Raw genomic sequence first — 12,443 nt, 5'->3', positions numbered from 1 at the left:
AATCATCAGTCAACAATCATCCAGCAATTTAATCCTTTGGCGGAAATACAATTTTAGAATTTCCTTCAGGAGTTTTAATTACTTTTCCTCCCAAAGTTTCGATTTCTTTAATTGCGCGTTTACGAGTTTTTTCGTCAATTTGATTATTTAAAACCATTGCCCAAGTGGCGATTTGAGCATATTTACTTTGAGGATTGCGCTTAAGAAATTCAGCAGTTTTTTGAGAACTAGCAGCGACAAATTGACTTTCTTCATCTGAAAAATTTTTCGCCCAATTTGCTGCTGTTGCAAAAGAATGTTCGGCGGCTTGAGGGTTGCCTAAAAATAATAACTCATCGGTTCCTTTATAACGCCACACGTAATAAGACTTTTCCGGAACCCACGGAGATAGGGATTTTAAGCCTTTTTCTGATAATGCGATCGCTCGTTCTGGCATAGCAGCATACAATGAAGTGCTAACGGAAAGACTGCGATAGGCTGCCAAAAATCGCGGGTCGCGTTCTAGAATGAGTTCAAAATATTCTGGACTTAAACCATAACCTGTTTTATCCCGGATTTCATCATCTCCAAAATATTGTAAAAAATTTAGATATACCCAATCTCCCATTAAGTTATCATAACCAAAACTAGGCACTTTTTTGAGAAAATCAAGCTTAATTTTTTCTGCTTTCACATCTTTTTCTAGGCTTTCTAAAGAAGCAGATTTTTTACTATTTAGCAGTTTTTCTAGTCGAGGTAATTGAATCAAGCCAACTCCCAAAATACACGCACAGATTATCAAAGGGGTGACAGTGGCTTTACGCGATAGCAACATGTTAAGAAATTTTCTATCAAATTAAATAGTATTATATTATACTTATTTCCCGTTGGCATCAAAAGAGCAAAACCAGTTCATAGTTGACAGTGAACAGTTAACTGTCATCAGTCATCACTTTAATGTTAATTTTGTTAATCAATATGTTCTATAGCAATTTTATTTGAGTTGTGAAAAATTTTAATAGTGGTCGTTGACTGTTGACCGTTGACAGTCAACGGTCAACAGCAGTAAGATTTCACAAATGATTTAGGACTGCTGTATGTCTAATGAGCTTCAAACTAAAAACCGTAATGATATTCAGACGAAAGGGCGCAATGGTGGTGAATCCCCAGATATTAAAAACTTAGCTAGAGGAGTGTTAAATAATTTAGTATCCTCTGTACAAACATTAGTTTCTGACATCACAGCTTTAGAAGTGAATACTATAGTTGTGGAAAGAATTAATGGGTCAAAATTTAATGCTTGGGAAGCATATCAAGAAATTTATTCGATACACGATCCAAACTATTTTGAGATTAAAAGAATTCCTAAAGAAGGTTCTCAAGCTCAAGCACTGCGTCAGCATTATAGAAGTTTATTTAACCAACTGGAAAGAGAATATTTTTATCTTTTGCTGGAACAAGATTCTGGTTTTTATAATCCTCAGGATGAGAGGATAACACGATATCGTCAGAACCTTGAAGAAGCAAAGAAACGTGAAAAAAATATAGTGGAAACTGATGAAAATAATATTAAGCTAGCAAAACCAATACTACCTGCTCCAACTCCGGTAATTGATGAAAAAGATGCGAATCATCAAGAAGATTGGATTGAAAATTATCAAGAAATTCAAAAATTGTTAAAAAATGCGAAATTTGTGCGGACTTTGCGTAAAATAGCTGAACTGAAAGCAGCCCTTGATAGTAATAATGTGACAAGTACTCAAACTGATATCATTTATGCCCAAACTGTGATGCAGTTAGATGGGGATATTATCACTCGTTACAATAAAGAATTGTTTAATTTACCTGAAGAAGCTAAAAATTCGATTATAACTACGCATAATGAAGGGCTAGTTGCTGGAGAAAAACAGTGGCGTGGAACTTTTAGTTTTTTAATTAATTTGGTGCAAAATATTGCAAAATTATCTTAAAAATGAATGCAAGTTTTTTAACAGAAGATAACAAAATATTACTACAAATTCCTGGAGGCGATCGCTTTCAAATTAAAATTGAAGCAGGGCAGTGTAGTTTTTACTTAAATGAGGAAATTATCAAGCAAATTCAGCAAGCCAAAGAAAATAGTGCTTCTCTTGAAATCCCGCCAAAACTGATAATTTATTTGTGGTATTATAGCTGTTTCAGTAGTCATCTAGTATTTGAAAATCAAAATTTAACTACTAAAAATTTATCTTTAAATATTTTACAGCTTTTTTTCAGTAAAACTGCACAACAAGAAACCAGTTTACAATCTGGAATTAATTTTAATTCTTACTATAACGAATCTCAATTATCTTCAGATACTTATGAATATGAAGATATTATTTTACAAACCAGTGTAATTTTTTCTGGCGATATATTTCACAAAATTAAATGTAACTTAATCCAAAATGCTAACTTTTCTAAAATTGTTTTTGCTCATTATTGGCTGACTGAACAACTAATAAATAGTTTACAAATTCAACCCAAATTATTAATTTGGGAAGTAGCTTCATCCTTGACGGCTGGTTTTGTGGTGTATGATCTTAATCCAGCAAATGCGATACTATCAATATTTACTTGGTTGAGTTTAACTATATTATTTGCTGCTACCCGCTACGTGCTTGTTAATCAGTTTCAAAAACTGACTGCTATCAACTCTAAATTTATAGATTGGTTGGTGTGGATGCTAGTTTGTCTAATTCCTAGCATTGCCATTGGTGGTATTCATAACTTTAGCGAACTGAATGTTTTCATATTGCCATTTATTTCAGTTGTTGCACCAAAATTAGTAGAATACATTTTAACTTTTGTCCAACCACTAGTTGGCAAATTGATTTTGCGTCAGTTACTATAGCAATCCTCAATAATTTGTGAAATATTAAATGTTATGCCTGTTGACTGTTAACAGTCAATAGTCAACACCGATATTACCCCACCCCGCCAAAGCTACGCTTTGTCTCCCCTCCCCGCCTGCGGGGTGGGGTGCAATGGCTGTGGGAATCATAACTAATTATGCGGACATGATATCAGTTGACTTATTAACTAGTTACCCACTGTACAATTTCATTAGAAAACGAGTCAATTAATTTTTCTAAAGCTTTAATTTCACTAGATTTCAAAGTTGTTGACTTCAGCAAATTTTGAATTTGCTTTTCTAACTCTGGAGTTAAATTTTTAGTTTGAATAATTTCTTGAACAAATGTATCAACTGTTAAAGATTGATAGAGTTCCTGAACTTGTGCAGCGACTCCCTGAGTACTAAAACGAGACTGAACCCAATTTTGTGCAGCGTCGCCATATTTTTGTCTGAAAATTGGGTTTTCTAATAAACTTACAATAGCGCTTGTTAAAGCATGGGCATCACCAGGAGGAACTAAAAGTCCAGTTTCACCATGCACCACTGTATGTTGCAAGCCTCCCACATTACTGGCAATTACAGGTGTTTTGGATGCCATTGCTTCAATTGCAACTAAACCAAAAGGTTCGTAGTAACTCGGTACAATGCAGACATCTCCTGCGGCATAGTAAGCAGGTAAAAGTGATTGAGAAATTCGCCCGGTAAAAATTGTAACTGCTTCTAATCCTAATTCTTTTACCAGAGTTTGAATTCGTTGTTGTTCTTGAAAATCTGTTCCACCTTCGCGGTTACCACCAACTAGATAAAGTTGAAATCCTGGAGGTAAACTGGCACAGGCTTGCACTAAAGTTTCAACTCCTTTGCGGCGATCGAAACGTCCTACATATAAAATTATTTTAGAATCTGGAGCAATTCTCAATTGTTGACGAGCATCTTGTTTATTAATAGAACCAAAATGTTCGGTATTAATTCCACAGGGAATAACTTTAATACGTCCATGTTGTGAAATTAACTGACGTAAATCTTCTACTTCTTGAGGACTAGTAGATATTACACAATCTGCTTGTTCTAAAATTGCCTTTTCTACACAATGACGAATTTCAGCAATCTGTGGTGGATTTTCCACATTACGATATTTCACTGCTCCTATAGAATGATAAGTATGAACTTGGGGTAGCCCTAATTGTGATTTAAGTTCCAATCCCACCCAACCAGAAAGCCAATAGTTAGTATGAATGAGTGCATAATTTGTTTGTGTTCTTTGTTGAAAATTTAGCCAAGCTTCTACAAATTCTGGCAAATATTCAAATAAATTGTTTCTAGGAATAAATTCAACTGGCCCTGCGGTTAGGCGAATTGTGCGACACCCTGGCGCTAATTCTACAATTTCTTCTTGGTGGGGATATTCACGTCGAGTGAACATATCAACCCGACAGCCGCGTTTTGCTAATGCTAATCCCAATTCTCGGACGTAAACATTTTGACCACCTGCGCCTTCTTTGCCGATTTCTGCTGTAGGGTCGCCGTGAACTGAAATTAGAGCATAAATTGGTTGAGAACTTGGTGTTTCTGGAGCAGCATTTTCCACAGATTTAACTAAATTCAAAGAAGCAATAGTTTTCATAATTACAATTAGCTTAATTGGGATAAAAATTAACTTTTAGTGAAAATTTCAAGACAACAAATTATTTCACATCTAAAAAAATGTGTAAAAACCTCCTGGGAAACATAGATGGATAGTTTTTATTTAATTTTTTCCTAGTTTGAAAGTCTTCTGGAAAAAAATTAATTAGTACGTGAATTGCTTCATGAGTTGTTATTTGATGCTTAATTGCATAAATTTTCAACTGGCGATACTCTTCTTGATTGAGAACAATATGAGAGATTTTTATTGAAGAACGAGACATAAAAATTTTCCTCAACCAGAAAAAAAATTTCCCAAATTGCCTTGTCCTGCATATTACACTTGACAAGTTCAAATATCGGTTATTAATTGGGGAGAAATCGGTTATAAGCTGCCAATAGCTTTTGGCGTTACAAATGTTTTCACATTGGTTATTAACTGTTAGCAGTCAATACCATCAGCAACTATTGATAAAAATTAAAATTCCCCAAGTCAATACTTAAATTGATTTGGAGAACATGGTGTAAAGAGGTTAATTTCAGTATAGTAATCCTAATTTTCCACCGAAGTATTACGGAGACTCAAAGTATCTATCTAAAAACTTTTTCAGTGATTCACTCTCTCACAAATGATTTAGGATTCCCATAATAGTAGACTAACAATCAGTTGTGCAGATTCAGGGTAAATATTAGGTAGAAATCGGTTAGTTTTTTAAACTTGCTTGAGACGATAGCCTAATCCATGAACTGTTTCAATAAAATCATCAGGCGCACCGGCGTCTTTCAGTTTATATCGTAAACTTTTGATATGAGACTTAACAGTTTCTTCGCTGGGTGGCTCATTAAGAGACCAAATACGTTCAATAATTCCGGCTCGACTTAACACTCGCCGACCGCTAGAAACCATTAGTTCTAAGAGAGCAAATTCTTTCGGGGTTAACTGTAGGGGTTGGTGGGCATAACTAACTTCATAAGTGCTGGGATTTAAACGCAGACTACCCCAACCAAGGTCTGGAAATGATGCTGCGGCGCTATTACGGCGTAGCAGTGCGCGGATGCGAGCCATTAGCTCTGGCATTTCAAAAGGTTTTACCATATAGTCATCTGCTCCAGCATCCAACCCAGTAACTTTGTCAGCAAGGGTATCGCGTGCTGTTAACATGAGGACGGGTATTGTATGGTTACGCGATCGCAACCTTTGACAAAAACTCACACCATCCAACTTAGGCAACGTAATATCTAGTACTACTAAATCATATTCCAACCCCTTAATACAATTCCAGGCTTCTTCTCCATCTTGGGCTATATCCACCACATATTGACGGTCAGTCAGGGCTTCCATCAGCATCTCTGCTAACTGGACATCATCTTCAACTACCAAAATCCGCATTTCTAGAATATTTGTAAATTAAAAAACTACGATGAATTCCAATACATAACCTTAATACTTTAAAACTTATGCAGCAATATGAAAAATCATAAGTAATAAAAAAATAATTTTTATGCAATTACACGACAATATGTATGTTTTTTTGAACACCATTTAAATAAATGTATTTAACTATTCCTTGTTTTCTTTTTGAACTAGATAGATGATTTATTTTGCACGACTACTTATGAAATGGTCGTTAGAAGGAAAATGGATTGCCTCTGGCTTTGGCTTATCCTTATTATTAATGAGTTTAGTTAGTGTTATTTCTTACCAAAACGCTACTCAATTAATTGCAAGTAGCAATAAAGTAAAAGATACAAATGACGTAATGAAAAATATTACTGATATATTAGCAACACTAACTGATGCAGAAGCTGGACGCAGAGGTTATATATTATACGGAGAACAATTAGAACTCAATCGTTACTATCAGGCAATGGCAAGCCTGGATACCAAAGTCAAAAACTTGCAGCAACAAGTTGCTGAGGATACCTATCAACAGCAGCATTTAACAAAGTTAAAATTACTCATCTTGCAACGCATTGAATTATCTAAAAAGTCTATTGTCCTCAAGCAAGTAGGTAAATCAAGCTTTGCTATTCAAGCACCTATACTTGCTCAAAGTAATCAAAATCGTAGTCAAATTCGTGAAACACTTACCCAAATGCAAGCCAGGGAACAACAGTTACTACAAATTTTAGTCAGACATTCCCAAGATAATATTCACAATCGAATGTTGATTGAATTTCTTGGCACTTTCTTGAGTTTTGCAACTTTATTAGGTGTTTACGTTTTATTATATCAACAATTATTGAAGCGACAGCAGGCCGAAGCCGTTCAAAGAACTTTAGCCCAAGAAAAAGAACTTAGTGAATTGAAGTTACGTTTTTTTTCGATGGTATCTCATGAATTTCGCACTCCATTAAGTATTATCTTGGGTTCGGCTCAGTTATTATCTCAAAGTAATCAGCAGTGGAGTGAAGAGAAAAAAATCAAAAATCTGCATCGAATTCAATCATCAGCTAGGTCAATGAACCAGTTATTAACTGATATTTTAACTTTGACAAGGGCAGAAGCTGGTAAATTAGAATTTCATCCCAAACTAATGGATTTAGAAGCATTTTGTATTAATTTAATAGAAGACTTGCAATTTAGCGATCGCCAACAGCATACTATTAAATTTATTAGTCAAGGAAACTGTACTCATGCAAAATTAGATGAAAATTTATTATATTCGATTTTGACTAATTTACTTTCCAATGCTATGAAATATTCATCTCCTGAAGAAAGTATTTTTTTGATACTTAGTTGCGAACCACACGCAATATTTTTTAAAATCCAAGATAATGGAATAGGAATACCCCAAGAATTTCAACAACATTTGTTTGAGCCTTTTCATCGTGCTAATAATGTAGGCAAGATTGTTGGTAGTGGACTGGGACTAGCCGTAGTTAAAAAATGCTTAGAAATACATCATGGAGAAATTTCTGTAAGTAGTGAAGTAGGAGGTGGAACAAGTTTTACAGTAAAAATTCCCCAAACCAAGATTTAATATTAATCAATCTGGTAAGCTAGTTGAGTTATACAATTTAAAAGCGCATCAGCTTACTATAGGACTCCGATTTGAATCCTGAACTAATCTAAATTCCAGTAAGTTAGAGATTTTGCGATCGCTTGACCATCCAAAACCAAGCTAAGTTGTCCATTGCTAACAACGCTAGTTCCTTTGATATAAGCAGCAACTGAGATTGTTTCTCCTAGAGGATGGATAACAGAGGATTGCTTACCAATAATGCAATCTACTTCTAAAGCACAGAGTTTATCTAAGTAACGAAATAATAATAACGGCTTATCCTGCTTGCAAGTATTTAGTCTATCTTTAGTGTAAGTACTAACTGCACTGGGAAGGTGGTTAGGACAAATCAGCACATCGGTTAATAAGTGGATAGGGACGAGCGTTTCTGTACTCACAAACCCACTGGAACTACCAGAAGACTGCAAAAATAACATGCGTCCCCCTTGAGTTTGGAGAATTTGCTCGGACTGGGATAGACAAACTTGCTCGACGGAATTGGCGATAAATGCATAGATTCTAGAGTTCGCTTCACAGACGATCAGTTGAGCAATTTTTTGCTCTAGGGGAATTTGTAGCGAGAAGGCTGTACCATGTCCGGCTTTAGACTTCAATACTAGTCTTCCTTGAATAGCTGTTAATTGCTTGCAAATTTCAGTTAATTCTACTCCTAACTCTAAATTACGATGGCATAAAACAGATGAAACCTCTGGTTCCAGTACCAACTCAGTCACTTGTGAGATATTCCCTGGTTTTGTTAGGGCGAGTCCTTGGGCTAAAGCTTGTTGATAAATTTGAGATAAGTTAATTCCTGCGCCATCATCACAGCCATCAATAACGAGTTGATTTCCCTGCTGGTAAACTTGAATTTCAATCATCCCGTTGCTATTTTTACCTAGCTGTTGGCGTGTTTGGCAAGATTCTATACTTTGCTGTAGTAAATAACAACTTATATGCAACAGAAGGACACGGAGGCGATCGCTAAATGCGCCATCGACTTGGATATCGCTAATTTGTAAATGTAATCTAGCAGACTTATCTTGCAAAGATTGTAACTGAGACCAAAGCCGATGCAAGGGTTCTAAGGCTACTTTTAAAGAAATATTTGTAACTTTTTTAACTAAATCGGCAGAACGGTTAAGTAAATTTTCCTGTTGTATGAGTTCTTGTTTGAGTTGGTGGCGATTATTATTCAGGGAATGAACGGTTGATGTCACCTGAGAGGCTTCAGCCAAAACAGATTGTAGACTATTGTACAATTGCTGAGAGCGAGAAGCAGCCAGAGGGGAAAGGGTATTTGAAATTGCTGCTAAACGTGCAGACCATTCCTGGAGATTATCCAGCAGGCGTTGTAATCGTTTAATTTGTCGGAGCAATTGTCCGATGGTATGTTGCTGTTCTTCTTCCTGACAAACTTGGCGATTATAGGTAGTTAGTAATGTTGCAATCAGCGCGTTTAGTTGTTCGAGATGCTGAATATTGATTGGCGTGGCGGTTGGAATACTGGTTGCAACAATGGTGGGAATGGATTCTTGCAAAGAAAGTGTACGATCGTCGGCAAAAGATTTAACCAAGGATGTTTCAGTTGATTGGGATAAATCCCCCAACCAAGGATGAAAATCTTTTTCTTTATACTCCATCGTATTTGTCAGTTCCCCTACATTGGCGGGAAGCGGTTCGACATCTACGCTATCAAAGTTACCAAGCCTGGGGTTAGTTTCATCTATTAGTTCCCTGTTAAGACTTTTAACTATAACTTGCTCTGGTAGACCCGTAGAAAATTCTAGCCCAGCCAAGGAATCGTCAAACTGAATAATTGGTTGATGTTCCTGGTGTTGATCTTTCGATGTATCAAGGATTGTTTCCTGGGGGATGATGCTTTGTTGAGCGCCAAATTCTGTTTGCAGACGAGCCACAATGGCAGACATCCGCTCGATAATTTCTACTTCCTCAATTTTCGAGGCTGTTAAAAATGCCATCAGTAGCATCTGTAGGCAATCTAATCCTTCCGACAACAGGGAAGCGATGGGGGCGTTGACAGTTGCCCGATACTGATATAGAAGCTGAAAAATCTCTGTTAGTGCAGCCGCAACTATAGCAATGGTATCTAACTCAGCTGCTATGGCAATGGAATGCAAAGAACTAGCAGCCTCCATGAGAGCCAAAGCTGTACCGGGGTTACTGTTTTTTGTATAGTTAGGCAACTCCTGTTCCAAGAACAGTAACAAATCGATGGCTTCTTCTAGAAAGCGATCGCTGTTCTGCGGTTGGGGGACAAAATCGGTACTCATCGAAACTCCTGGTTTGTGACAATTCTATGGACTTCTTGCAGAAGTGGGGAAAAGGGGAAGGGGTAAAGGGTAAAGGGGAAAGGGTAAAGGGGAAAGGGCAAATAAAAACCCTTTTCCCTTTCCCCCCTCTTGCAAAAGTTACTTTAGACTTTTTGTAGAAGTGGGGAAAAGGGTAAAGGGCAAATCAAAACCCTTTTCCCTTTAACCTTTTCCCTTTCCCCCCTCTTGCAAGAGTTCTATTGATTTGAGGGTACAAGTTGTGATGTTGGCGATCGCTTTTAATTGCTCTTGGATTTGCGCCATTGACTCCAGCCCCGCAATGATTTGACCATCGCAGGGTTCCATAGCAGCAACAACATCTATTGCTACCACTTGGAGTTCTTGGAACCATTCTTTTATATTTACCGTATTTTCACGGGCTTCACGGGCAAGAATTTCTACCTGTTCGGCAGCAGCTAGCAAACTTAATTCCTGCTCGCTAGCTTTGGTTGCTTCAATAGCTGTATTCAAAGATAAAATCTGAATTTTGCTACTCAAGCCTTCCACCAGGCCAACAAAGTCAGAAGCTTGCTGGCAAAATTCACCAAGGTATTGCAGCTGTTTCTTAGTAATAGCAACAGTATCTTGAATAAACATTAAATACTCACGCTCTTGCTCGGCGATTCTTGCTCCTGTTTGTACAGCCTCACTTACCTGCTGCAATGGCAATAGTAACTGTGAGCTATCCAAGGATTCAAGTTGTTGAACAGGTGGAGCTACTATTTCAGCCCACTGCAAGTTAATTGTCAACATCATTGCTACTTGTTGCAACAAACTGCGCTCTGCTTCCTGCCATTTTCGGGGTTGCTGGCAATGATGAATAACCAATAAACCCCAAGGCTGTTGTTGGACAATCAAGGGTAAGCACAAGCTAGCTTGCACCTGAAAGCGTTGCCAAAATTGCTGTTGGCGTGGAGTTAGTTCTAATACTTCAGTTAAGTTTTGGAGCGAGTTTTGTCCGTCGCTAACATCGGGTTTAGTAAGAAACAAATTTATTGGTAGGGATTGGTTGAGCAGGGATGTCCAACCGACTTGTACAGCTTCAGCGATGGCTCTACTGCGATTGTCTTCCTCAAAACGATAAATTAGGACGCGATCGGCGTTGAGAACATCTTGTAGAGCGGTGACTGTAACTTCTAAAAGTGCGGTTTGATTTTTTGCCTGCTGCATTTGTCCTTCGATGGCCGCCAGTTGTTCTCGCTGGAGTTGAAAAGCCCTTTGCACATTGTCACTGGGGGAATCCTCAGCCAAAGCTTGAATAAAAGCTTCAATTTGACTCACCTTGTGCTGCAATTGAGCGACCTTTGGCCCCTTAGCAGATTGAAAGACTGCTTTGAGTACAGCTACATTACCCAGAATTTCTTCTATCTGAATTTGATTGTCAACAGGCTGGCTGGCAAAATTCGGGTCTAAGGTTGCGATCGTCACAGAAAACTCCTTGGCAGCATCAAGTTATACCATTTTGGATTTTAGATTTTAGATTTTAGATTAGGAATTGCTTTGTGCATTTTGATTCTGGAAATCCATCTTTAGCATTCTTTTTTCAAATTGGTATTAAATCAGTGGGTTTGCCATTGCAATGTCTGGGCGATGGCTTTGGTGTCTAAAATCCAGCGATCGCCTGGTAAAATACCTCGAACAAAATTTAGTACTTTCTTGGGGGAAAAGTCGGTTGGTGTTGATTGTGCTTGCTGTAAATCCTGCCACTCTACATCTAAGACATGAGCGATTAAAAACCCCACTACCTGATTTTGCAGCTCAACAACCAAAACCATTGGCTTTTGTGGTGGTGACAGCCGTTTTAAAAGCGGTGCGTAACCAAGCAAATGTTCTAAATCAACCAACCGCAGCATTTGTCCTTGCCAATTATAAAAACCTAAAATCCAACTTGGTAAGGCCGGGGCTGGGGAAATTTCTGGGCTAGCAAGATGAATAATGTCTAGTACACAGTGGAATGGTAACAATCCACTGCCTCCATCGCCCAAAGAAAAACGCACAAATCTTTGCCGTTGTTCCCTTGATGTCAGCCCAGGAGTCAAGGTTGGGGTTGTTCCCGGTAAACCCAACTTATCAGCTAATATCTGATTCATGCCTAGAAGCAGGACTTTGAGTGGTTCTTCATTTGGTGTTACAGACAAGACAGCCATGTGGCTAACAAAGTTTAACTCCGCCACTTGCCGATAAGACCAAGGCACCGGACGCACAGCCTCCAAGGGAATATCGATTAATGCAGGGGGCTTATCCACAGGAATGCCACAAATTTCTCCAGTGCGGGTTTGCGTCAGAAGTAAAAAGCGCCCTGGAGTCTCAACCGCAGAAAGAACTTGGTGCGTCTGTTGGGCTTGTAGTTGTGAAATAAACTTCTGGCGCAAATCCACAATTGTAATAGTTTGCGCTCCCAAATCCACCATCCCGATACCACTTTCAACCGTACTGCTAATAGGAGGACAAGCAATAACCTTGAGAACTGCACCAACTGGCAAGGCAAATAAATAATCTGCTATGGCAAAAACAACGACTCGTAATGAGTCGCTCTCGCTCACAGTGCCAGATAATCGCTTAAACGGAAAGGGAGTGTTGAGCATAAAGACTAAAAGGGGAAAGGGGAAAGGGGAAAAGGGGAAGGGGGGA

General features: G+C 38.1%; 10 protein-coding genes. 3 read left to right on the top strand and 7 right to left on the bottom strand.

Annotated elements, in window-relative coordinates; genetic code table 11:
* Nucleotides 1–28: 28 nt before the first annotated feature.
* Nucleotides 29–814: a hypothetical protein gene (locus VF06_RS04855; RefSeq protein ID WP_099071300.1), complete on the bottom strand. Its 786-nt coding sequence runs from the start codon at nucleotides 812–814 to the stop codon at nucleotides 29–31.
* Nucleotides 815–1,076: 262 nt separating this feature from the next.
* Between VF06_RS04855 and VF06_RS04850 the strand changes: the two genes are divergently transcribed.
* The gene (locus tag VF06_RS04850; protein WP_099071299.1) at nucleotides 1,077–1,949 is read left to right on the top strand and encodes a DUF8581 family protein; all 873 of its coding nucleotides are present in this window, start codon (nucleotides 1,077–1,079) and stop codon (nucleotides 1,947–1,949) included.
* A 2-nt stretch (nucleotides 1,950–1,951) separates the two neighbouring features.
* Nucleotides 1,952–2,851 (top strand): hypothetical protein, encoded by a 900-nt coding sequence (locus tag VF06_RS04845; RefSeq protein WP_099071298.1) that lies wholly within the window; start codon nucleotides 1,952–1,954, stop codon nucleotides 2,849–2,851.
* A gap of 184 nt (nucleotides 2,852–3,035) precedes the next feature.
* Here VF06_RS04845 and VF06_RS04840 read toward each other — a convergent pair whose 3' ends face one another.
* The 3 genes from VF06_RS04840 to VF06_RS04830 all read right to left on the bottom strand — a co-directional run bounded on the left by VF06_RS04840 (nucleotide 3,036) and on the right by VF06_RS04830 (nucleotide 5,867).
* Nucleotides 3,036–4,478, bottom strand: coding sequence for a glycosyltransferase (locus tag VF06_RS04840; RefSeq protein ID WP_099071297.1), 1,443 nt, complete (start codon nucleotides 4,476–4,478; stop codon nucleotides 3,036–3,038).
* A gap of 61 nt (nucleotides 4,479–4,539) precedes the next feature.
* Nucleotides 4,540–4,761 carry a hypothetical protein gene (locus VF06_RS04835; RefSeq protein WP_099071296.1) on the bottom strand — a complete coding sequence of 74 codons (222 nt, stop codon included), beginning with the start codon at nucleotides 4,759–4,761 and terminating at the stop codon, nucleotides 4,540–4,542.
* 428 nt (nucleotides 4,762–5,189) lie between these two features.
* The gene (locus tag VF06_RS04830) at nucleotides 5,190–5,867 is read right to left on the bottom strand and encodes a response regulator transcription factor (protein ID WP_099071295.1); all 678 of its coding nucleotides are present in this window, start codon (nucleotides 5,865–5,867) and stop codon (nucleotides 5,190–5,192) included.
* Between the two features lie 226 nt (nucleotides 5,868–6,093).
* On the opposite strand from VF06_RS04830, the gene VF06_RS04825 reads away from it, so the two are divergent.
* Complete coding sequence (locus VF06_RS04825; protein ID WP_099071294.1) at nucleotides 6,094–7,461, top strand: sensor histidine kinase; 1,368 nt, start codon at nucleotides 6,094–6,096, stop codon at nucleotides 7,459–7,461.
* An 83-nt stretch (nucleotides 7,462–7,544) separates the two neighbouring features.
* On the opposite strand, the gene VF06_RS04820 is transcribed toward VF06_RS04825, so the two are convergent.
* The 3 genes from VF06_RS04820 to VF06_RS04810 all read right to left on the bottom strand — a co-directional run.
* Nucleotides 7,545–9,773, bottom strand: coding sequence for a chemotaxis protein CheW (locus VF06_RS04820; protein ID WP_099071293.1), 2,229 nt, complete (start codon nucleotides 9,771–9,773; stop codon nucleotides 7,545–7,547).
* Nucleotides 9,774–9,974: 201 nt separating this feature from the next.
* A complete protein-coding gene (locus VF06_RS04815; RefSeq protein WP_099071292.1) occupies nucleotides 9,975–11,240 on the bottom strand; it encodes a GAF domain-containing protein in 1,266 nt (421 codons plus the stop codon).
* A gap of 131 nt (nucleotides 11,241–11,371) precedes the next feature.
* A partial coding sequence (locus VF06_RS04810) for a chemotaxis protein CheW (protein WP_257208111.1) occupies nucleotides 11,372–12,443 on the bottom strand: 1,072 nt, incomplete at its 5' end.

Source organism: Nostoc linckia z4, assembly GCF_002608075.1.
GTDB lineage: Bacteria > Cyanobacteriota > Cyanobacteriia > Cyanobacteriales > Nostocaceae > Nostoc > Nostoc linckia.
This window is presented reverse-complemented; position numbering and strand designations above follow the sequence as displayed.

Coding starts and splice junctions, on each gene's coding strand:
- VF06_RS04850 (WP_099071299.1), top strand. CDS start 1,077: ATGTCTAATGAGCTTCAAACTAAAAACCGTAATGATATTCAGACGAAA.
- VF06_RS04825 (WP_099071294.1), top strand. CDS start 6,094: ATGAAATGGTCGTTAGAAGGAAAATGGATTGCCTCTGGCTTTGGCTTA.
- VF06_RS04840 (WP_099071297.1), bottom strand. CDS start 4,478: ATGAAAACTATTGCTTCTTTGAATTTAGTTAAATCTGTGGAAAATGCT.
- VF06_RS04835 (WP_099071296.1), bottom strand. CDS start 4,761: ATGTCTCGTTCTTCAATAAAAATCTCTCATATTGTTCTCAATCAAGAA.
- VF06_RS04845 (WP_099071298.1), top strand. CDS start 1,952: ATGAATGCAAGTTTTTTAACAGAAGATAACAAAATATTACTACAAATT.
- VF06_RS04820 (WP_099071293.1), bottom strand. CDS start 9,773: ATGAGTACCGATTTTGTCCCCCAACCGCAGAACAGCGATCGCTTTCTA.
- VF06_RS04855 (WP_099071300.1), bottom strand. CDS start 814: ATGTTGCTATCGCGTAAAGCCACTGTCACCCCTTTGATAATCTGTGCG.
- VF06_RS04830 (WP_099071295.1), bottom strand. CDS start 5,867: ATGCGGATTTTGGTAGTTGAAGATGATGTCCAGTTAGCAGAGATGCTG.